14 protein-coding genes, 6 tRNA genes and 3 rRNA genes are annotated in these 21881 nt (G+C 61.9%); 10 read left to right on the top strand and 13 right to left on the bottom strand.

The features are described from left to right. The first annotated feature begins 93 nt into the window (after window positions 1-93). Window positions 94-1491: a DHA2 family efflux MFS transporter permease subunit gene (locus CV_RS17415; protein ID WP_220468469.1), complete on the top strand. Its 1398-nt coding sequence runs from the start codon at window positions 94-96 to the stop codon at window positions 1489-1491. A gap of 651 nt (window positions 1492-2142) precedes the next feature. On the opposite strand, the gene CV_RS17410 is transcribed toward CV_RS17415, so the two are convergent. The 4 genes from CV_RS17410 to CV_RS17395 all read right to left on the bottom strand — a co-directional run bounded on the left by CV_RS17410 (window position 2143) and on the right by CV_RS17395 (window position 2631). Beyond that, window positions 2143-2229: transfer RNA gene (locus CV_RS17410), tRNA-Leu, on the bottom strand. Window positions 2230-2286: 57 nt separating this feature from the next. Next, window positions 2287-2373, bottom strand: a tRNA-Leu gene (locus CV_RS17405). A gap of 33 nt (window positions 2374-2406) precedes the next feature. Further along, window positions 2407-2493, bottom strand: a tRNA-Leu gene (locus CV_RS17400). Window positions 2494-2544: 51 nt separating this feature from the next. Continuing rightward, window positions 2545-2631, bottom strand: a tRNA-Leu gene (locus CV_RS17395). A gap of 73 nt (window positions 2632-2704) precedes the next feature. On the opposite strand from CV_RS17395, the gene rnr reads away from it, so the two are divergent. From rnr to CV_RS17360, 7 genes are all read left to right on the top strand, one after another. Then, window positions 2705-5572: a ribonuclease R gene (rnr, locus tag CV_RS17390; RefSeq protein ID WP_011137070.1), complete on the top strand. Its 2868-nt coding sequence runs from the start codon at window positions 2705-2707 to the stop codon at window positions 5570-5572. A gap of 437 nt (window positions 5573-6009) precedes the next feature. Next, window positions 6010-7545 (top strand): 16S ribosomal RNA (locus CV_RS17385). Between the two features lie 182 nt (window positions 7546-7727). Beyond that, a tRNA-Ile gene (locus tag CV_RS17380) sits at window positions 7728-7804 on the top strand. Between the two features lie 86 nt (window positions 7805-7890). Further along, window positions 7891-7966, top strand: a tRNA-Ala gene (locus CV_RS17375). Window positions 7967-8219: 253 nt separating this feature from the next. Further along, a 23S ribosomal RNA gene (locus CV_RS17370) occupies window positions 8220-11108 on the top strand. A 124-nt stretch (window positions 11109-11232) separates the two neighbouring features. Continuing rightward, window positions 11233-11347 (top strand): 5S ribosomal RNA (gene rrf, locus CV_RS17365). Together the 16S, 23S and 5S rRNA genes with 2 tRNA genes alongside form the textbook arrangement of a ribosomal RNA operon. Window positions 11348-11560: 213 nt before the next feature. Then, entirely contained in the window at window positions 11561-12604 is a 1044-nt protein-coding gene (locus tag CV_RS17360; RefSeq protein WP_011137069.1) for an oxidoreductase, read from the top strand. 10 nt (window positions 12605-12614) lie between these two features. On the opposite strand, the gene CV_RS23655 is transcribed toward CV_RS17360, so the two are convergent. Further along, entirely contained in the window at window positions 12615-13130 is a 516-nt protein-coding gene (locus tag CV_RS23655; protein ID WP_011137068.1) for a hypothetical protein, read from the bottom strand. Window positions 13131-13156: 26 nt separating this feature from the next. Here CV_RS23655 and CV_RS17350 point away from each other — a divergent pair, with 26 nt between their 5' ends. After that, window positions 13157-13897: an acetoacetate decarboxylase gene (locus CV_RS17350; RefSeq protein ID WP_011137067.1), complete on the top strand. Its 741-nt coding sequence runs from the start codon at window positions 13157-13159 to the stop codon at window positions 13895-13897. Between the two features lie 57 nt (window positions 13898-13954). On the opposite strand, the gene CV_RS17345 is transcribed toward CV_RS17350, so the two are convergent. Further along, on the bottom strand, window positions 13955-15862 hold the full coding sequence (locus tag CV_RS17345) for a S53 family peptidase (RefSeq protein ID WP_011137066.1): 1908 nt from the start codon (window positions 15860-15862) through the stop codon (window positions 13955-13957). A gap of 465 nt (window positions 15863-16327) precedes the next feature. On the opposite strand from CV_RS17345, the gene moaA reads away from it, so the two are divergent. Then, complete coding sequence (gene moaA, locus CV_RS17340; RefSeq protein WP_011137065.1) at window positions 16328-17302, top strand: GTP 3',8-cyclase MoaA; 975 nt, start codon at window positions 16328-16330, stop codon at window positions 17300-17302. 79 nt (window positions 17303-17381) lie between these two features. On the opposite strand, the gene CV_RS17335 is transcribed toward moaA, so the two are convergent. From CV_RS17335 to CV_RS17305, 7 genes are all read right to left on the bottom strand, one after another. Next, complete coding sequence (locus tag CV_RS17335; protein WP_011137064.1) at window positions 17382-17906, bottom strand: hypothetical protein; 525 nt, start codon at window positions 17904-17906, stop codon at window positions 17382-17384. A 9-nt stretch (window positions 17907-17915) separates the two neighbouring features. Beyond that, entirely contained in the window at window positions 17916-18764 is an 849-nt protein-coding gene (serB, locus tag CV_RS17330) for a phosphoserine phosphatase SerB (RefSeq protein ID WP_043596603.1), read from the bottom strand. A 77-nt stretch (window positions 18765-18841) separates the two neighbouring features. Continuing rightward, window positions 18842-19321 (bottom strand): DoxX family protein, encoded by a 480-nt coding sequence (locus CV_RS17325; RefSeq protein ID WP_043596599.1) that lies wholly within the window; start codon window positions 19319-19321, stop codon window positions 18842-18844. After that, window positions 19318-20085 carry an HvfC/BufC N-terminal domain-containing protein gene (locus tag CV_RS17320; protein ID WP_011137061.1) on the bottom strand — a complete coding sequence of 256 codons (768 nt, stop codon included), beginning with the start codon at window positions 20083-20085 and terminating at the stop codon, window positions 19318-19320. The genes CV_RS17325 and CV_RS17320 overlap by 4 nt, the downstream gene beginning before the upstream one ends. After that, window positions 20072-20902 carry an MNIO family bufferin maturase gene (locus CV_RS17315; protein WP_011137060.1) on the bottom strand — a complete coding sequence of 277 codons (831 nt, stop codon included), beginning with the start codon at window positions 20900-20902 and terminating at the stop codon, window positions 20072-20074. Before CV_RS17315 ends, CV_RS17320 begins: the two co-directional genes overlap by 14 nt. A gap of 55 nt (window positions 20903-20957) precedes the next feature. Next, window positions 20958-21215, bottom strand: a complete 258-nt coding sequence (locus CV_RS17310; protein ID WP_011137059.1) for a BufA1 family periplasmic bufferin-type metallophore — start codon at window positions 21213-21215, stop codon at window positions 20958-20960. Window positions 21216-21307: 92 nt separating this feature from the next. Next, entirely contained in the window at window positions 21308-21559 is a 252-nt protein-coding gene (locus CV_RS17305; RefSeq protein WP_011137058.1) for a BufA1 family periplasmic bufferin-type metallophore, read from the bottom strand. Between the last annotated feature and the right edge of the window lie 322 nt (window positions 21560-21881).

Below are 21881 nucleotides of genomic sequence, written 5' to 3'. Positions count from 1 at the left end.
TCCGGGCGGCTTTTTGTTAGCGTTCATGACATCCGGCATGGCGGTCGCCGGCAAGTGGTAAGATAAAAAAACTTTCCCCCACACCTTTCTGTCATGCAGTTGAAAATCGCTCCCGGCATGCTGACGCCGCTCATCGTCGCCACGGCGCTGTTCATGGAAAACATGGACGCCACCGTGATCTCAACCTCGCTGCCGGTGATCGCCCAGGATCTGGGCGTGGACCCGATCTCGCTGAAGCTGGCGTTGACGTCCTATCTGGTCAGCCTGGCGGTGTTCATTCCCATCAGCGGCTGGATGGCTGACCGTTTCGGCGCCCGCCGGATTTTCCGCTCCGCCATCCTGGTGTTCATGCTGGGCTCGCTGTTGTGCGCGGCCACCGGCAGCCTGCACGGCTTCGTGCTGGCGCGCTTCCTGCAGGGCATAGGCGGGGCGATGATGGTGCCGGTGGGGCGCCTGGTGATCCTGCGCACCATAGACAAGGCGGACCTGGTGCGCGCGCTCAGCTACCTGACCGTGCCGGCGCTGCTGGGACCGGTGATAGGCCCGCCCTTGGGCGGCTTCATCAGCACCTATTTCCATTGGCGCTGGATTTTCCTGATCAATATCCCGATCGGCCTCCTGGGGCTGGCGCTGGCCGGACGCTTCATCGCCAACTTGAAGGAGGACGAGGTGCCCAGGCTGGACTGGTGGGGCTTTCTGCTCACCGGCACCGGGCTGTCGATGCTGATGCTGGGCCTGGCCACCGAGGGCAAGCACATGCTGTCGGCCACCGCCTCGATCTGGCTGTCGGCGCTGGGGGCGGCGCTATTGCTGGCCTATCTCCGGCATTACCGCAAGCAGACGCACCCGTTGCTGGATCTGTCGCTGCTGCGCTTGCCCACCTTCAACGCCGGCGTGGTCGGCGGCTTCATGTTCCGCATCGGCATCGGCACCATTCCCTTCCTGTTGCCGCTGATGCTGCAGCTGGGTTTCGGTTTCTCGCCGTTCGAGTCGGGCCTGCTGACTTGCTCCACCGCGATGGGGGCGATGGGCATGAAGACCATCGTCGCCAAGGTGCTGCAACGCTACGGCTTCCGCCGCGTGCTGGTGGTCAACAGCATCCTGGCAGGCTGCTCGGTGGCGGTGTATTCGCTGTTCCAGGCCGATACGCCGCATTGGCTGCTGCTGCTGGTGTTCGTGCTGGGCGGGTGCATGCGCTCGCTGCAGTTCACCAGCCTGAACGCGATCACCTTCGCCGATGTCGACAAGGACAGGCTGAGCCACGCCACCAGCCTGTCCAGCGTGGCGCAGCAGCTGGCCGCGGGTTTCGGCGTGACCGTGGGCGCGTTCGCGTTGCAGAGCGTGGCCTGGCTGCAGGGCCATCAGCAGCTGACCGCCGTCGATTTCGGCCATGCCTTCCTGATCATGGGCGGCCTGACCATGCTGTCCAGCCTGCAGTTCCTGAAGCTGGAGCGGGATGCCGGACGGCAGGTGTCGGCCGGGCATGAGTGATGGCCGCCAGGCGGGGCCGCGTCCCCTGGCGCGCAGCCAGGGGACGTCGGCGCAGGGCTGACGCCTGGCTGGTGAACGCCCAGGCGTCGCGCTCGCCGAACCCCAGCCGGCACTCGCCGGCGGGTCTGGGCCGCTGCCGGTAGGTCAGTGGTCGACTGCTCCTGGCGTGGCGGCGGTGGGGGCGAAGCCCGGTGCCGGCGCGCCGCCTATTACGCCTGGGGTGTTGTCGATGGTGGTTTGTCTCGAATGGCGGGGCGGAGTGCTGTGAAATCCGCGCCTAGGCCAGGGCAACGTTTTCGTCTCCGTGGCTGTGCAGCGGGTTGGCGTTGCTCAGCCGCGGCAGCGAAAAGGTGCTGGCGGCCAGCCCTGCCGCCGCCGCGGCCATCTGGCGATGGGGTGCCGCGCCTGGCAGTCAGGGACAACGGCCGCTGGCCGAGCGGGGCAAGGTATTGCGAGGTTTGACCGGTTGGCAGGCGAGAGGCAGGAGGGCGGTGGCCTGGGGGGGCATCGTCTGGGAGATGGCGGGGCGGCACGGCGCGCGCGCCTGTCGCTGGGTCTGGCTGCGGAAGGCGGTTTGCGGCTAGGACCGAGCTTTACGGAGCGCTGAAAAACGAAAACCCCATTGCCTGAGCAATGGGGTTTCGTCGAATTTGGTGCCCAAGAGAAGACTCGAACTTCCACACCCTTGCGGGCGCTAGGACCTGAACCTAGTGCGTCTACCAATTCCGCCACCTGGGCAAAACTCTAAATTGTATTACTGCTGAAATCTGGAACCGAAGCGCCGGATTTTAAATCTGGTGCCCAGGAGAAGACTCGAACTTCCACACCCTTGCGGGCGCTAGGACCTGAACCTAGTGCGTCTACCAATTCCGCCACCTGGGCAAGCTACTATGCGATGCTACTGATTGTCTGTGTTGGTGCCCAAGAGAAGACTCGAACTTCCACACCCTTGCGGGCGCTAGGACCTGAACCTAGTGCGTCTACCAATTCCGCCACCTGGGCCAACCAGATTTTCATGATGCCAGCTTAGCGACGGGCTTACAATAGTAAGATTGGTGCCCAAGAGAAGACTCGAACTTCCACACCCTTGCGGGCGCTAGGACCTGAACCTAGTGCGTCTACCAATTCCGCCACCTGGGCGTCGCTTTGCGGTATCATTCTGTTGCATCGCTGCAACGAGAAGCGAATTATAGACATAATTCTGAGGGTGTCAATGGCTCAAACCTCAAAAAAGCAAAAAAACTCTTCCCTCCGCGAACAGGATCCGTTCCTCGACAGGGAAAAACTCAAATATTCCAATCCCTTGCCCAGCCGCGAGTTCATCATGCAGATTCTCGCCGAGCAGGGGGTGCCGCTGTTTCCGGACGAATTGGCCCATATGCTGTCGATTCGCCGCGACGAGCATGCCTTCTTTGAACGCCGGCTGCGCGCGATGGAGCGCGACGGCGAAATCATCATCAACCGCAAGGGCGCGGTCTGCGTCGCCCAGAAGTTGGATCTGATCCGCTGCAAGGTGTCCGGCCATCGCGACGGCTACGGTTTCGCCATGCCCGACGAGGGAGAAGGCACCGGCACCGACATCTTCCTCCCCGAACGGGAGATGAAGAAAGTGATGCACGGCGACCGCGTGATGGTGCGGCCGTCCGGCGTCGACCGCCGCGGCAGGCAGGAAGGCAAGATCGTCGAGGTGCTGGAGCACGCGGTGAGTAAGCTGGTCGGCCGCATCCAGCACGAGCGCGGCGTGTGGGTGGTGCGGCCGGAAGACCGCCGCATCAACCACGACATTTTGGTCGAACCGGGCGGCGACGCGGGCGCCAAGGACGGCCAGGTGGTGATGGTGGACATCCTGCAGCAGCCGGATGCCTACCACCAGCCTGTCGGCAGGGTGGCCGAAGTGCTGGGCAACTATGCCGATCCGGGCATGGAGATCGAAATCGCGCTGCGCAAGCACGCGCTGCCGCATCGCTTTCCGGACGATGCCCTGGCCCAGGCCAAGGCGACGCCGAAGAAAGTGCGCAAGAAGGATTGGACCAAGGACCGCGTCGACCTGCGCGATTTGCCGCTGGTGACGATAGACGGCGAGACCGCGCGCGACTTCGACGACGCGGTGTACGCCGAAAAGCTGGGCAAGGGTTACCGTCTGGTGGTGGCGATCGCCGACGTCAGCTTCTACGTGCAGCCGGGCGACGCGCTGGACAAGGAAGCGCTGGACCGCGGCACCTCGGTTTATTTCCCGCGCCGGGTGATCCCGATGCTGCCGGAGGCGCTGTCCAACGGCATCTGTTCGCTGAATCCCGACGTCGAGCGCATGTGCATGGTCTGCGACATGCAGATCAACGCCAAGGGCGAGGTCAAGAAGTATAAGTTCTATCCCGCGGTGATGCAGTCCAAAGCCCGCCTCACCTACAACCAGGTGTGGGACTGGCTGCAGAACGGCACCGATCATCCGATGCTGCCGCATGTGAAGGACTTGTACGCTTTGTTCAAGATCCTGCTGGCCGCGCGCTCCAAGCGCGGCGCCATCGAGTTCGACTCGGTGGAGACGCAGATGATCTTCAACGATCAGGGCAAGATCGAGCGCATCGTCCCCATCGTGCGCAACGACGCGCATCGGCTGATCGAGGAGTGCATGCTGGCGGCCAACGTCTGCTCGGCCGATTTTCTGCAGAAAAACGGCCACAAGGCGCTGTACCGCGTCCATGAAGGGCCGACCGAGGAAAAGCTGGAAAACCTGCGCACCTATCTGCGGCTGGTCGGCCTGACGCTGGGCGGCGGCGACAAGCCCACCGCCAAGGATTACGGCAAGCTGGCGGAGCAGATCCACGGCCGCCCGGACGCGCCGGTGCTGCAGACCATGTTGCTGCGCTCGATGCAGCAGGCGGTCTACACGCCGGACAACAACGGCCATTTCGGCTTGGCTTACGAGGCTTACACCCATTTCACCTCGCCCATCCGCCGCTACCCGGACCTGCTGGTCCATCGCGCGATCAAGGCGGTGCTCAAGGGCGTCAAGTACAAGCCCGGCAAGTGGGCGCAGCTGGGCGTGCATTGCTCGATGACCGAGCGCCGCGCCGACGACGCCAGCCGCGATGTCGAGTCCTGGCTGAAAACCTATTACATGCGCGACAAGGTAGGCGAGGTCTTCCAAGGCAAGATCAGCGCGGTCACCAGCTTCGGCGTGTTCGTGTTGCTGGACGATGTCTACGCCGAGGGCCTGGTGCACATCTCCGAACTGGGCAAGGACTACTTCCATTTCAAGAAGGACGTTCAGGCCATCATCGGCGAGAAGAGCGGCATCCAGTACCGTCTGGGTGATGCGCTGACCGTCAAGGTGATGGGCGCCAATCTGGAAAGCTCCCAGGTCGATTTCGCCCTGGTCAGGGACGAGCCATCCGCCCAGGCGGTGGTGGGAGCGGGAGCGGGAGCGGGAGTGGAGCGGGCTGCGCCAGCCAAGGCGGGACGCCGTCGCCGCGGCAAGGCCGGCGGCGCGGGCGATGCGCGCGCGCAGCCGAGCGAGGCCATTCCAGCTCCTGATGCGGTGAAGGCGGAGCCGGCTATGAGCAAGCCGGCCGGTTTGCCGCCGGCGCCGAAGGGGCGCAGCCACCCGACCAAACCGGTGACCGAGCAAAAGCCTGTCGCCAAGACGCAGACGCGGCAAGTGGCCAAGCCGGCTGAGGTGCGGGAGTCCGCGAAGAAGCCCGACTCAAGGTCCGGCGCCGCGGCGCAAGCGCCTGCCAGCGCGGCCAAGCCTGTCGCTGCCAAGGGGCGGAGCACATCGGCGAAGCCCACGGCCGAGGCAAAGCCGGCGAGCCAGCCCGTGGTCGCTCAGCCTGCGGCCACCAAGCCCGTTCCGGCATCCGGGGACGCGACCGCGCCTGCCGCGGGTACGGCGCGCGGCCGTTCGGCCAGGCGAGGCCGGCAGGACGCGGCTGCGACGCAGGCACCCGAGGCGAAGCAAGCTGCTGCCCGCGGACAAGCGGCCAAGCCACCGGCCGTCGCTCCTCAGGCGGAACCCAAGGCTCGGCCGCAAGCCGCGAGCCGCAAGCGCGGCAGTGCTAAGCGGGGGGCTGACGAAGCCTGATCAGCGCTTATCTATATTAAAAGGTATAAAGCAACCGGCTCGAAGCGCAGATTCGAGCCGGTTTTGTTTGTTTGGCCAGCCTTGCTGAGCATGAGTTCCGGTCCTTCATGCCGAGATGGCGCAATTTCTTTTCCCGTTGTTTCACTAAAAATCAATCACTTGTGACGGAGTGACGAAGAAAGTTCATTTTTTCTCGCAAAAGGTGTTGACGGGTTTGGGGTCGGGGCGTATAGTTCGCCTCCTCAGCTGACGCAGCGAACGAAACAGCGGAAACGAAACGGTTCCGGTGATGACGACGCAGCGATCGGCACTGCTCTTTAACAGAACGAATAACCGATAGGTGTAAGTGCTTGGCGAAAGCCGAATACTTGCACTGCAAGAGATAGGAAATACCAGTTATTTCTTTGAACTTGCGTGCCAGAAATTGCTAAGAGATTGAACTGAAGAGTTTGATCCTGGCTCAGATTGAACGCTGGCGGCATGCTTTACACATGCAAGTCGAACGGTAACAGGGTGCTTGCACCGCTGACGAGTGGCGAACGGGTGAGTAATGCGTCGGAATGTACCGTGTAATGGGGGATAGCTCGGCGAAAGCCGGATTAATACCGCATACGCCCTGAGGGGGAAAGCGGGGGATCGAAAGACCTCGCGTTATACGAGCAGCCGACGTCTGATTAGCTAGTTGGTGAGGTAAGAGCTCACCAAGGCGACGATCAGTAGCGGGTCTGAGAGGATGATCCGCCACACTGGGACTGAGACACGGCCCAGACTCCTACGGGAGGCAGCAGTGGGGAATTTTGGACAATGGGGGCAACCCTGATCCAGCCATGCCGCGTGTCTGAAGAAGGCCTTCGGGTTGTAAAGGACTTTTGTCAGGGAGGAAATCCCGCTGGTTAATACCCGGCGGGGATGACAGTACCTGAAGAATAAGCACCGGCTAACTACGTGCCAGCAGCCGCGGTAATACGTAGGGTGCGAGCGTTAATCGGAATTACTGGGCGTAAAGCGTGCGCAGGCGGTTGTGCAAGTCTGATGTGAAAGCCCCGGGCTTAACCTGGGAACGGCATTGGAGACTGCACAGCTAGAGTGCGTCAGAGGGGGGTAGAATTCCACGTGTAGCAGTGAAATGCGTAGAGATGTGGAGGAATACCGATGGCGAAGGCAGCCCCCTGGGATGACACTGACGCTCATGCACGAAAGCGTGGGGAGCAAACAGGATTAGATACCCTGGTAGTCCACGCCCTAAACGATGTCAACTAGCTGTTGGGGGTTTGAATCCTTGGTAGCGTAGCTAACGCGTGAAGTTGACCGCCTGGGGAGTACGGCCGCAAGGTTAAAACTCAAAGGAATTGACGGGGACCCGCACAAGCGGTGGATGATGTGGATTAATTCGATGCAACGCGAAAAACCTTACCTGCTCTTGACATGTACGGAACTTGCCAGAGATGGCTTGGTGCCCGAAAGGGAGCCGTAACACAGGTGCTGCATGGCTGTCGTCAGCTCGTGTCGTGAGATGTTGGGTTAAGTCCCGCAACGAGCGCAACCCTTGTCATTAGTTGCCATCATTCAGTTGGGCACTCTAATGAGACTGCCGGTGACAAACCGGAGGAAGGTGGGGATGACGTCAAGTCCTCATGGCCCTTATGAGCAGGGCTTCACACGTCATACAATGGTCGGTACAGAGGGTTGCCAAGCCGCGAGGTGGAGCTAATCTCAGAAAACCGATCGTAGTCCGGATCGCACTCTGCAACTCGAGTGCGTGAAGTCGGAATCGCTAGTAATCGCAGATCAGCATGCTGCGGTGAATACGTTCCCGGGTCTTGTACACACCGCCCGTCACACCATGGGAGTGAGTTTCACCAGAAGTGGGTAGGCTAACCGCAAGGAGGCCGCTTACCACGGTGGGATTCATGACTGGGGTGAAGTCGTAACAAGGTAGCCGTAGGGGAACCTGCGGCTGGATCACCTCCTTTCTAGAGACTGGCGATTGCCAAGTACTTACAGCCTATCGGTTATTCAAGTTAAGGGCATTTTCGATGAAAATCTGCGCAGCTCTGCGTTGAAAGCCTCCTCGTGTACTCGATGTACACGTCGTCAGCTTTCGCCTGGATCTGCTTGATTTTGATCGAAAAGGATGTGGTATCAAACGACTACTGGGTTTGTAGCTCAGCTGGTTAGAGCACTGTGTTGATAACGCAGGGGTCGTAGGTTCGAGTCCTACCAGACCCACCAGTATTTTTTGGGTCAGGCAAGGCGCGAAGAAGCGAAGTGTGCTCATGCACATGAGCGACTGAGCAACGCAGCATCACCCAAAAAGAGGGGGATTAGCTCAGTTGGGAGAGCACCTGCTTTGCAAGCAGGGGGTCGTCGGTTCGATCCCGTCATCCTCCACCATACGCCGCAAACAAAATCGAATTGAGAAGTTTGATTTTGTTTGCGTTGTAAAACGCCCGATCTTTAACAAACTGAAGAAGCCGAATATATAAGACGGCGAGATGAAAGCGTAGAGTTAACTCTTTACGCGGACAAATCGTCATCTTGGGTATTTGATTGTATCTAAGGCTGCGTCGCCATATCAAAAGGGGCGGTGCAGTCGTCGCACAAACACGCTCCGTCGTTTTGGTGATTTAGGTTACTGAAATGATAGGGTCAAGCGACTAAGTGCATCTGGTGGATGCCTTGGCGATCACAGGCGATGAAGGACGTGTAAGCCTGCGAAAAGCGCGGGGGAGCTGGCAATAGAGCTTTGATCCCGCGATGTCCGAATGGGGAAACCCCTCCGCAAGGAGATCCCTGACTGAATACATAGGTCAGTGGAGGCGAACCGAGTGAACTGAAACATCTAAGTAACTCGAGGAACAGAAATCAACCGAGATTCCGTAAGTAGTGGCGAGCGAACGCGGAACAGCCTGTACGTGTTATGGATTGTGTTAGTGGAAGGTTATGGAAAGGACCGCCATAGTGGGTGATAGCCCCGTACACGAAAACACATTCCAAGGACTAGGCGTACGAGAAGTAGGGCGGGACACGCGAAATCCTGTCTGAAGATGGGGGGACCATCCTCCAAGGCTAAATACTCGTGATCGACCGATAGTGAACCAGTACCGTGAGGGAAAGGCGAAAAGAACCCCGGGAGGGGAGTGAAATAGAACCTGAAACCGGATGCATACAAACAGTGGGAGCGGACTTGTTCCGTGACTGCGTACCTTTTGTATAATGGGTCAGCGACTTACGTTCAGTAGCAAGCTTAACCGAATAGGGGAGGCGTAGGGAAACCGAGTCCGAATAGGGCGTCTTAGTTGCTGGGCGTAGACCCGAAACCGAGTGATCTATCCATGGCCAGGATGAAGGTGCGGTAACACGCACTGGAGGTCCGAACCCACTAGTGTTGCAAAACTAGGGGATGAGCTGTGGATAGGGGTGAAAGGCTAAACAAACTCGGAGATAGCTGGTTCTCCCCGAAAACTATTTAGGTAGTGCCTCATGTATCACTTCCGGGGGTAAAGCACTGTTATGGCTAGGGGGTCATTGCGATTTACCAAACCATGGCAAACTCTGAATACCGGAAAGTGCGAGCATGGGAGACAGACGGTGGGTGCTAACGTCCATCGTCAAGAGGGAAACAACCCAGACCGCCAGCTAAGGTCCCAAATGATCAGTTAAGTGGTAAACGAAGTGGGAAGGCCTAGACAGCCAGGATGTTGGCTTAGAAGCAGCCATCATTTAAAGAAAGCGTAATAGCTCACTGGTCGAGTCGTCCTGCGCGGAAGATGTAACGGGGCTCAAACTGATAACCGAAGCTGCGGATGGGCACGTAAGTGTCCGTGGTAGGGGAGCGTTCTGTAGGTCTGTGAAGGTGTCTCGTAAGGGATGCTGGAGATATCAGAAGTGCGAATGCTGACATGAGTAGCGATAAAGCGGGTGAAAAGCCCGCTCGCCGAAAGCCCAAGGTTTCCTACGCAACGTTCATCGGCGTAGGGTGAGTCGGCCCCTAAGGCGAGGCTGAAAAGCGTAGTCGATGGGAAACGGGTTAAAATTCCCGTACTTTTGTGTAGTGCGATGTGGGGACGGAGAAGGTTAGGTCATCAGACTGTTGGAATAGTCTGTTTAAGCCGGTAGGCGTGAGGGGTAGGCAAATCCGCCCTTCTTTAACGCCGAGACGTGATGACGAGGGTCTACGGACCTGAAGTGACTGATACCACGCTTCCAGGAAAAGCCACTAAGCTTCAGCTACACAAGAACCGTACCGCAAACCGACACAGGTGGGCAGGATGAGAATTCTAAGGCGCTTGAGAGAACTCAGGAGAAGGAACTCGGCAAATTGATACCGTAACTTCGGGAGAAGGTATGCCTCTTAGAGTGTAGGACTTCGCGTTCGAAGCTTTGAGAGGTCGCAGAGAATCGGTGGCTGCGACTGTTTAACAAAAACACAGCACTGTGCCAACACGAAAGTGGACGTATACGGTGTGACGCCTGCCCGGTGCCGGAAGGTTAAGTGATGGGGTGCAAGCTCTTGATCGAAGCCCCGGTAAACGGCGGCCGTAACTATAACGGTCCTAAGGTAGCGAAATTCCTTGTCGGGTAAGTTCCGACCCGCACGAATGGCGTAACGATGGCCACACTGTCTCCTCCTGAGACTCAGCGAAGTTGAAGTGTTTGTGAAGATGCAATCTCCCCGCTGCTAGACGGAAAGACCCCGTGAACCTTTACTGTAGCTTTGCATTGGACTTTGAACAGACTTGTGTAGGATAGGTGGGAGGCTTTGAAGCCAGGACGCTAGTTCTGGTGGAGCCGTCCTTGAAATACCACCCTGGTGTGTTTGAGGTTCTAACCTTGGTCCGTGATCCGGATTGGGGACAGTGCATGGTAGGCAGTTTGACTGGGGCGGTCTCCTCCCAAAGTGTAACGGAGGAGTTCGAAGGTTACCTAGGTACGGTCGGAAATCGTGCTGATAGTGCAATGGCAAAAGGTAGCTTAACTGCGAGACCGACAAGTCGAGCAGGTGCGAAAGCAGGACATAGTGATCCGGTGGTTCTGAATGGAAGGGCCATCGCTCAACGGATAAAAGGTACTCCGGGGATAACAGGCTGATACCGCCCAAGAGTTCACATCGACGGCGGTGTTTGGCACCTCGATGTCGGCTCATCACATCCTGGGGCTGTAGCCGGTCCCAAGGGTATGGCTGTTCGCCATTTAAAGTGGTACGTGAGCTGGGTTCAAAACGTCGTGAGACAGTTTGGTCCCTATCTGCAGTGGGCGTTGGAAGTTTGACGGGGGCTGCTCCTAGTACGAGAGGACCGGAGTGGACGCACCTCTGGTGTACCGGTTGTGACGCCAGTCGCATTGCCGGGTAGCTAAGTGCGGAAGAGATAACCGCTGAAAGCATCTAAGCGGGAAACTTGCCTGAAGATGAGACTTCCCTGGAGGCTTGACCTCCCTGAAGAGTCGTTCGAGACCAGGACGTTGATAGGTCGGGTGTGGAAGCGCTGTGAGGCGTGAAGCTAACCGATACTAATTGCTCGTGAGGCTTGATCCTATCATTTGAGTGGCTTGGAGAATCCAAGGCGCGAAGATAGCGTGTGTGCGACACGATCAGATACCGAATATTCAGAATCAGAGAGGATCTCTGGTTCAGGCTTCTTGAGTTTGACCAGTTTATGTCTGGTGGCCATAGCGAGGTGGTCCCACGCCTTCCCATCCCGAACAGGACCGTGAAACGCCTTAGCGCCGATGATAGTGTGGCATTCGCCATGTGAAAGTAGGACACCGCCAGACGCCCATACGACAAAGCCCAGCTCTTCGAGCTGGGCTTTGCGCATTCCGGCGCCGGATACTGCGCCGCGCCAACCCTGCCCCGACCGGACCCCGGCGGGGCTTTGCCTTCTCCGGCTTCATGATCCCGCTCTCCAAGAAAGCCTCGCTTCTCGCGGGGTTGGGCATTCAGCATCCGCAACGTATCATGTGGGCTTGGTCGGAGGAGGAGGCAAGATGACAAGACGACTGAAAGCGGGGTTGCTGGGCTATGGCTATGCCGGCGCGACGTTTCATGCCCCCTTATTGAGTGCGACCGCCCGCGTGGATTTGGCTGCCGTGGCGTCCAGCAGGCCGGAGCAGGTTTTGCGGAACTGGCCGCAGGCGAGAGTGCTGCCGGATGCCGAGGCGTTGCTTGCTGAGGGGGAGATCGACTTGGTGGTGATCGCCACGCCGAACGACAGCCACTTCCCATTGGCGCAGGCGGCATTGCGAGCCGGCAAGCACGTGGTGGTCGACAAGCCCTTCGCTCTGGATGCCGCGCAGGCTCGGCAATTGATGGAAGAGGCCGAGCAGGCCGGCCGGCTGTTGTCGGTGTTCCATAACCGGCGCTGGGATGCGGACTTTCTCGCAGTGCGCCAGTTGCTGGATGAAGGGGCGCTGGGTCGGGTCGCGCATTTCGAGTCGCACTTCGACCGCTATCGTCCTCAGGTTCGGCAGCGCTGGCGCGAGTCGTCGGCGCCGGGGGCCGGCTTGTGGTTCGATCTGGGGCCGCATCTGCTGGACCAAACGTTGCAGCTGTTCGGGCTGCCGCAGGCGCTGAGCTTGGAGCTGGCGGAGCTGCGGGATGGGGCGGTTTGCGACGACTGGTTTCATGCGGCGCTGCGCTATCCGGACAAGCGGGTGATCCTGCATGGCAGCGCGCTGGTGGCTGACGCGGGACCGCGCTTCATCATTCACGGCACGCAGGGCAGCTTCAGCAAATACGGACTGGATCCGCAGGAGGATGCGCTTAAGGGAGGCGTGCGCCCAGGGGGAGAAGGCTGGGGCGTGGACCCGCAGCCTGGCCGGCTGTTGCTGGCGGATGCCGGGGAGAAAGTATTTTCCGGACCTGCGGGCGATTACCTCCGCTACTACGCCGGCGTGCGCGACGCCATCCTGCATGGCGGGGCGAACCCTGTGCCGGCCGAGGAGGCATGGCAGGTGATGGCCTTGTTGGAACTGGGCAAGCGCAGCGCGATGCTGCAATGCTGGCAGCCGGTGCCGGACAGCCTGCGCTGACCGGCAAGTCTCAGCTCTTCTTCTTTTTGCCGGCGTCCGCCTGCCGGGTGGCATCGGCCACGTCTTCGGCGCTGACTGCGGCTTTCTGGTCCGGCGCGATTTCGGTCAGCAGCTGCTCCAGCAGTTTGCTGCGCGAACTGATGTGGTGATCGAAGCGCCAGTCTTTCAGCAGATCGATCGCGACATCGAAATAGCGCATGTCTATATCGTACAGCAGGCTCAGGTCGAAGGAGCGGCCCATTTCCAGTGCTGCAGCCAGCTCCTTCAATACCTGCATCTGCTGCGGATCATGCCCTTCCTCGATGAAGCGGCGAATTTTCTTGGCGGCGTTCATAAACGGGTCCTTGCCTGAAGATTGCGGTGTCAAAAAGTGAAAATGCGCATGCAATGATGGTGGGAGAGGCGGTGGCGCGTCAATCTCGCCTTGCGCTGTCGCTGCGAGCGAGATCCGAGTGGAAAACTGGCCTTCCAGGCAGGAATGAATGTTGCGTTGCAGTATCTGCTTCATATTGCCGATGGTCCGCATGCCATCCTGCTTGAAGGGAGTTAGCCATGAAGCAACAGGAAGTCCGCCAGCGCGCGTTCGCGATGCCCTTGACCAGTCCTGCCTTTCCGCCGGGGCCTTATCGTTTCGTCAACCGCGAATACATGATCATCACCTACCGCACCGATCCCGCCGCGATCGAAGCGGTCTTGCCTGAGCCGCTGCAGATGGCGGAGCCGGTGGTCCGGTATGAGTTCATCCGCATGCCGGATTCGACCGGATTTGGCGATTACTCGGAAAGCGGGCAGGTGATTCCCGTGACGTTCCGCGGCGAGCGCGGCAGCTATACCCTGGCGATGTTTCTGGACGATCAGCCGCCGTTGGCAGGCGGGCGCGAGTTGTGGGGCTTCCCGAAAAAGGCGGGCAAGCCCAGGCTGGAGGTGCATCAGGACACCCTGGTGGGAAGCCTGGATTTCGGCCCGGTCCGCATCGCCACCGGCACCATGGGCTACAAGTACGAAGCGCTGGATCGTTCAGCCTTGCTGGCCAGCCTGGCCGAACCCAATTTCCTGCTGAAGATCATCCCGCATGTGGACGGCTCGCCGCGCATCTGCGAGTTGGTGCGCTACCATACCACCGATGTCGCGATCAAAGGCGCGTGGAGCGCGCCGGGGTCGCTGGAGCTGCATCCGCACGCGCTGGCGCCGGTTGCGGCCTTGCCGGTGCTGGAAGTGCTGTCGGCGCGGCATTTCGTCTGCGATCTGACGCTGGATCTGGGAACCGTGGTGTTCGATTACCTGCGGCAATAACGGCGGCTGCGAGAAAAACGGCCCCTTTGGGGCCGTTTCTCATTGCCGGTTCGCGCTTCAGAACCAGAAGTAGCGCCGCAGCGCGGCATCCAGGTTGGCCACGTCCGGCGCGCCGACGCCGGTGGCCTGGTCGTAGCCGCGGTGAGCGTTGTAGCCCCAGTTGTTGCCGGCGGTGATGTCGCGCAGCGGCGCGCCGTGGCGGCCGAAACCTTGATAGCCGTGGCCGGTGGCTACCAGGCCGTACAGCGAGAAATTCAGCAGGCCCAGGCGGCCGCCCAGCGACTGGTTCAGCAGCGCGGTGATGCCGGCCAACTGCGGCGCGACGAAGCTGGTGCCGCCGTTGTTGGTCTGGATCGAGAAGCCGGTCTTGCTGGAGGTGTAGTACACCACGTAGCCGGTTTCCGGGTCGCCGTTCATCGAGATGTCCGGCACGTTGCGGCCCTTGAAGTTGGCGGGCAGGGTGGCGATCACCTGCGGCGGATTCTGGCTGCTGTCCACCAACTGTTGGCCAGCCGGGCTGTTCTGCATGCCTGGCAGCCAGTTCTGGTAGAAGGGGCGGCCGATGAAGCTGCTGACGCCGCCGCCGTCGCCGACCGGGAAGGTGCCGCAGGCCACAGGATCCTTGCCCAGCGCCTTGCACAGCCCGTTCAGATAGTCCCAGCCCCAGGCGCGCTCGGTCGGGATCTTGATCTTCATTTCCTTGCCGTTGGGATGGAAGGTCAGCGTGGTGGGCACGGTGGTGGCGCCGGCGGCGGTGATGAATTGCTGGTTGGCCGGGCTGTCCACCGACAGCACCTTGTTGTACTGCGGCAGCGGCGCGGCGCGGTTCACGTCGTAGGCGCCGGAGTCGCCGGAGGCGGCGAACATGGTCTGGCCTTGCAGCGCGGCCTGCAGGAACAGGTCATGGTAGGTCTGCAGCACATTGGCGCTCTTGCCGTTCACCGGATTCACCGCCTGGCTCTGCTGGTCGAACCATTCCCATTCGCCCCAGCTGACCGACAGCGTGTCGGCGGCATTGGATTCGATGGCCTTGGCGAAAGCGTCGACAAAGCCCTGGGTGGTGTTGGGCGCCTGGTAGACGATGATCTTGGCGTCGGGGGCGATGCCGCCGGACTGTTCGACGTCCAGCGTGGTTTCGCTGGAACCGCCGTCGTCGCTGGGCGCGCCCGGGCCGCCGTCGATGTCGACCACGGTGAGGCGGTTCGGATCGGTGGCCAGGCCGATCGAGCTCCAGTACTGGAAGGCGTCGGATGGCGTGAAGCTGGCCAGGGTGACGATGCCGATGGTGGCGCCCTGGCCGTGGATGCCCTTGTTGTAGAGCGGGGTGATGTTGTAGTGGCGGGCCAGGTCGGTGACGGTCCACTTGCCCGGCGCGTTGCCGTTGGTCACGGCGCTGGCGCTCTTGTCCATGGATGCCTGCAGATGGCTGGGCAGCTGGCGCAGATGCGGGCGGAAATGCGGGCGGCTGTCCAGGCCGATCACAGCCTGCACGTCGCTCAGGTCGATACCTGGCGTGGAGGCGCGCACCGGAGCGGTATAACGCGCGGCGGCGCCTTGGACGACGGACTTGTTCTGGAATACGTGCACTTCGGCGCCGAAGGCTTTCTGCACGGTGGCGGCGGGGCCGCTGACTTGCAGCAGGGTGCTGCCGATGCGCTTGACGCTCAGGCCGGCGGCCTGGAGGCGGGCGGCCACCTTGGCCAGGCTGGCTTCGGTGGGGGCGTAACGGGCGCGGAACTCGGATGGCGTCAGGAACTTATGGTAATTGGGGCTGGACGGGGTGTGCACTTCCTGCAGATAGCGGGCGGCGGCATCGCGGTCGCGCAGGCTCAGCGCGATGGTCACGGTCAGTTTTTGCGCCGGGGCGGCCTGTTCCACCTTGCCCAGATCCTGGACGGAGGCGGCCATCGCGCCGAAGGCGGCGATAGCGGACAGGGCGGCTGCCAGCATTGTCATCTTGAACATATTGTTTGCTCCTTGTGTAGATTCCGGGCCGCGTTTCTGTGGGGCGGCTCCGGTCCGGGTTAAATATCCGGATATCCAATCGGAATAATTGGATTGACCAGTATAGGGAGCCGAAAATGTGACCGGTTGAGCGTTTTTGTAACATTCTGTGTGGACAAGCCATCGGTGTGTCATGGCGAGCCGCTGCTCGACGAGGCGGGATAGCTAGCGTTTGCAACTGAACTGGCGTGGACAAGGCGCCGGATGTCGCGGCAGGCTGGGTAGGGTGCCCGATGCATGCTGGCGGAGCGATTGCGCGTTTGGATTTCGGAAACTACCGATCAGCCTGGCTGGCCGCGGTGAAGTACAATGAAAGAAGCGGCGCGGGCGGGGGAAGCTCGCGATCCGCCGCGGCTGCGAGACGATGTCAGATTGTCCGTGCAGTGCCGACTAAATGAGACACAGGGGGAGCGCTGCGGAGGATGCATGCTGATTGATCGTTTTGGACGGGCCATAGAATACCTGCGACTGTCCGTCACAGACCGCTGTGACCTGCGCTGCAGCTACTGTCTGCCCAAGGGTTTCAAGCATTTCGAAGAGCCGGAAAACTGGCTCACCTTCGACGAAATCGAGCGGGTGGTGGCGGCCTTCGCCAGGCTTGGCACCCGCCGGGTGCGGCTGACCGGCGGCGAGCCGCTGCTGCGGCGCAATCTGCCGCAGCTCGCCGCGCGCTTGTCGGCGCTGCCGGGCCTGGACGACCTGTCGCTGACCACCAATGGCACCCAGCTGAGCAGGCAGGCGGCCGAGCTCCATGCCGCCGGCGTGCGGCGCATCAATCTGAGTCTGGACTCGTTGCGCCGGGACTGTGTTGAAGAGATCACCGGCAGCGACAGCCTGCCCAAGGTGCTGGATGGCCTAATGGCCGCCAAGAAGGCAGGTTTCGCGCCGATCAAAATCAATATGGTGGCGATGCGCGGCGTCAACGAGCAGGACATCGAGGCGATGACCGCCTTCTGCATCGAGCACGGTTTCATCCTGCGCCTGATCGAGGCGATGCCGATGGGGGACACCGGCCGCTCCGCGCATTACCTGGATCTGCAACCGGTGCTGCGGCGCCTGTGCGCGCAGTTCGATCTGGTCGAGCAAGCCAGAACGCTGGGCGGCGGCCCGGCCCGTTACTGGAGCAGCCGCGACGGCGGCTTCTCGCTGGGGGTGATCACGCCCATCTCGCAGCATTTCTGCGCCACCTGCAACCGGGTGCGGCTGTCGGTGGACGGCACGCTGTACATGTGCCTGGGACAGGAGGAGAAGATGGAGCTGCGTCCTCTGCTGCGCGCCGGCATCGACGACGCCGGCCTGGAGGCGGCGCTGCGCGAGGCGATAGAGCTGAAGCCGGAGCGGCACGAGTTCCGCGAGCAGCCGCAGAAACTGGTCCGCTTCATGTCCATGACCGGCGGCTGAGAGCCTGCCACGGTTTTGCCGCCACGGGTCCGCGGCCAGGCAGGCGTCCGGTTGACGGCGTTGATGCCGATGACCGGCGTTAACGCTCCAGGATCGCCCGCCGATGCCGCCGGAACACCCATTTTTCCCACATCAGGTGGGTATCCTGATCGAAGCTGCCGTGAATGTCGGCGCTCAGCAGATGCGCTTTGCCGCCCTGTGGGCGGCATTCCAGCACGCGGCCGTACAGGCACAGGCTGAGCGCCGAATCCGGATTCGGATACAGCGACAGCAACAACGGCTGACCCGGCGCCCAGGCCTGGCTGTCCTGCCAAGCGATCGCGTTCAGGCCCAGCCGGCATGGCGTGCAGGGCGGCCGCTCCGGGTGGCGCTCCAGCAGCGACACTTCCAGCGCCAGGTCCAGCTTGGCCTCCAGCCTCAGCAAAACCGGATTGCTGTCATCCGGCGTTTCGCCGGGCGCGGCCAGCACGCGCAACGCCAGGCGGGTTTCCCGCTGCAGCCGGGGCGAATAATCGCCTTCCAGCGCCTGAGCGAGAAAAGGCAGTTCGGCGTCGAAGCTGACGGTGTCGAGCTCCAGCAGTCCGGGCGTTTGCTTGTCGGCCATGGTCGTCGCTCAGTGGAATAGGCGCAGGATGGTATCGAGGCCGCCGTGTTCGATCGCGATGTCGGCTTCGGCGCTGACGCGGGGTTTGGCATGGTAGGCGACGCCGATGCCGGCTTCGCGCAGCATGGGCAGGTCGTTGGCGCCGTCGCCGACGGCGATCACCTGGCCGGGATTCAGCTCCAGCGCGTCGCGGGTGGCGATCAGCAGCCGCTTCTTGGCCTCCGCGTCCACGATGTCGCCCTGCAGGCGGCCGGTCAGCTTGCCGTCGATGATTTCCAACTGGTTGGCGTAGGCGTAATCCAGGCCGTAGTCGGCCTTCAGCCGCTCTGTGAAGTAGGTGAAGCCGCCGGAAACCAGCAGGGTCTTGATGCCGAAACGCTTGCAGGCGTCCAGCAGCCGCTCGGCGCCGGGATTCAGCCTCAAGCGCTCTTCGTAAACCTGACGCAGCGCCGATTCATCCAGGCCTTTCAGCAGCGCCACCCGTTCGCGCAGGGCGGCGGCGAAGTCCAGCTCGCCCCGCATCGCTCGTTCGGTGATCTCGGCCACCTGGGGCTTGATGCCCTTGATGTCGGCGATCTCGTCTATGCACTCGATATTGATCAGCGTGGAGTCCATGTCGGAAACCAGCAGGCCGAAATCGGCGAATGCCAGGCTGCTGTCGACGTAGGCGGCATCGTAGCCGTGCGCGCGGCAGCGCTCCAGGACCGATGCGCCATGGGCCGGGTTGGCGCCGCGCATCCGCACGACATCGATGTGCGGATGGTCCAGATGCGGCGCCTCGGCCAGGAGGGCGATATCGGTGATGTGTTGAGGGTCAGGCTGCGGGGCGAGTACGACCAGGGTTTTCAGAGTGCTCATTGTGCGATAGGCGTCAGGACGGTTGCTTTCATTATGCCACGTCTTGCGCCGGCTGCCGCCCCGCTGGCGGCCTGGACTCAGCCCGCTTGGGAGCAGGCCGCGCAGCGGCCGGCGAACCAGCGCTTGAGCAGCGCGTCCACGGACAGCAGGCCGGGGCCGAAGGACAGCAGCACCAGCAGTTGCGCGCCCCAGAAATAGTGGAACTGGCGCGTGGCGTCGGTCAAGGCGGGGTAGCTGATCACTGCCACCGCGTTGAGGATGAACAGGCCGGCGGCGGCGAAGCGTCCGCCCAGGCCCAGCGCCAGCAGCGCGGACAGGCCCAGTTCGCCGCAGGTCGCCATCACCGCGGCCACCGCGGGCGGCAACAAGGGAACGTGGTATTCGTCGGTGAACAGCGCCAGGGTGATGTCCCAGTCGTCTATCTTGGTCAGGCCGGAGCGGAAGAAGACATCCAGCAGCCATAGCCGGAGCAAGAGCAGGACCAGCGGTTGCAGCCAGTCCGCGCAGCGGATCAGCAGTTGGTAGGCGGAGACCGCCGGTTTGGCGAGGGCATTCATTCGGTATCACCTTGTCGGATGTGCAGGGAGGCCAGCAGCGGAGGCTGGAACAGGCCCAGCAGCGCGGATTGCAGGTCGAAACCGGCATCGCGCGCCTGGGCCGCTTCGGTGGCGTCGGCCAGCGCGGCGCCGTCGAACAGCGCGGCGTAGAAGGCGTGGCGCGCGTCGTCCAGCGGCTGGGTTTTCACTTCGCCGCGCTCGCGGTAGACCAGCGCGTTCTCCGGCGGCAAGGCCAGCAGGCCTTCCAGCGCGCCGCGCTCGCGGTGGGCGCGCCAGATGCTGAGCGCCGGGCTGTCGGCGCGGCACAGCGCGACGTCGGGCAGCGCTTGGAACGCCAGCGCTCCCCACTGCTCGGGCGCGATGGCGGCCAGCGCCGAGACGCCCAGCGGCTCGGCATCGGGGGCGTAATAGCTGCGGTGGACCGCCCACTCCAGCCGCGCGACGTCGGGGAGGTAAGGCAGTTCGCGGCAGTGCTCAAAGCCGGCGATGAAGTCGGCGAAGCCGGCGCCGTAACGGTGCAGATTGCCGCTGTCGGACGCGTGGGTCTTCACGTATTCGCGCGCCAGCGCGGTGAAGAAGTCCTCGCCCACCAGCTCCCGGCAGACCGGGTGGCTGTGCGCCAGCGTGTCGATCAGGCCGACGCGGTAGTTGTTGCGGTAGACCGCCAGTCCGGCCGGGTTCACGCCCAGCGCGGCGGCGGCGGATGCCTGCGCCGGATCGGCTATCGCTTCCAGCAGCGCGTGTTGCCAGTCATGACCGTTCATCGGCTCCCCCCAGTATCGCCTGCGCCTTGGCGGCCTCCGCTTGCAGCGTGGCCAGCGGCGGGATGTCGAGATCCCATTCGATCAGCGTCGGACGCGGGCCGATGCGGCGGATCACCTCGCGGTAGAAGCGCCAGACTTCGTCATGCACCGCCTGGCTGTGGGTATCCACCAGCATGCCTTCGCGTTCGCTGTAGCCGGCCAGGTGGATCTCGCCGATCGCGTCCGGCGGCAGGGCGGCCAGCACGGCGTCGGTGTCGGTGCCCAGATTGATTCGGTTGACGTACAGATTGTTGACGTCGAGCAAAACGCCGCAGCCGGTGATGCGGACCAGCTCGGCCAGGAACTCGCCCTCGTTCATCTCGTTGTCGGGGAATTCGACGTAGCTGGACAGGTTTTCCAGCAGGATGGTCCGGCCAAGGGCGTCCTGGGTTTCGGACACATGGCCGGCCACCGTGTCCAGCGCGGCGCGGGTGTACGGTATCGGCAGCAGATCGTTGACGTAGCGATGCGGCGAATGGTTGAACGACAGGTGCTCGGATACCGCGGCGGGACAGGTTTCGTCCACCAGCCGCCTAAGCGACGCCAGATGCCCGCGGTCCGGACGGGCGGCCGAACCCAGGCCCAGGCCGACGCCGTGCAGCGACAGCGGCCAGCATTCCGCCACGCGGCGCAGCATGGCCAGCGGCGTGCCGCCGTCGAAGAAATTCTCGCTGTGCACTTCCACCCAGCCCAGCTCGGGGCGGGCATCCAGGGCTTCTCGATAGTGCGGCGCGCGCAGGCCTATGCCGCAAACGCCGGGAAGAGTGGTCAGGGACATGCTGGTGTTCCGGGGAGAGGACGGCCCGCCGGGGCGCGGGCCGCCATGGGTGGGATTACTTCGCGCTGAGCTTGCCGCCCATCTTTTCGCAGCTGCCCTTGGCCACGTATTTCCAGTCGCCCGGATCCTTGTCCACCTTGGCCTGGCCGGCGCAGGAGTGGGTGCCGGTGGCGGAGGCGCAGTCGTTCTTGCCCGCCTGTGCGATGCCGTAGCATTTTTCCTTGTCGGCGGCGACAGCCGGCGCGGCGCTCAGCGCGCCCATGGCGATGACGGCGCCCAGAGCGGATGCGATCAGTGCTTTGTTTTGCTTCATGTGTGACTCCTTGCTTGGGTATGCGCCGGACAACCCTTGTCGTCCGGCCGGGGTATGGTAATCAATGCGGTTGGAATTGCCAGCCGGATAAATCACATCGGTTTGGTTTGACCGCCCATCTGCTGGCAAGTGCCGGCGGGCACCAGTTTGAAGTCGGCCGGGTCGTTGTCCATCTTGGACTGCCCGGCGCAGGCGTGGGCATCGGTTTTACAATCGTTCTGGCCGGCTTTGGCGACGCCGAAGCACTGGTCCTTGTCCGCGGCGGCGGCGGGGGCGCTGGCCAGCACGCCGAGGGCGATCACCGCGCCGAGCGCGGAGGCGATCAGAGTCTTGTTGCGATTCATGGCTTTTCTCCTGGGTAGTTCGTTTTTTGTCGATGGCGACGGATGCCTGGGTCCTGATGGCGTCTGGGCATCTGCGCACAATCATTGAGTCGCGGTGCCTTTTCGTTTCTTACGCGAATATTCAAAAAAATTACGCGGGCCAGGATCGCCGCGCCGGACAGGCGCCGCCCACCCTTCGGCGCGGATGTTTTCGTCGTTATAGCGTGCGTTTCCCTGATGGCATAGAACGGCGCCGCAGAATGGGAGCAGAGTGAAATCGCGGCGGGGCCAGGTTTCGGCACGTGGCGCCATGAAAAAAGCGGGGCGTTGGCGGCGCGGAGAC

This window comes from Chromobacterium violaceum ATCC 12472 (genome assembly GCF_000007705.1).
GTDB classification, from domain to species: Bacteria; Pseudomonadota; Gammaproteobacteria; order Burkholderiales; family Chromobacteriaceae; genus Chromobacterium; species Chromobacterium violaceum.
This window is presented reverse-complemented; position numbering and strand designations above follow the sequence as displayed.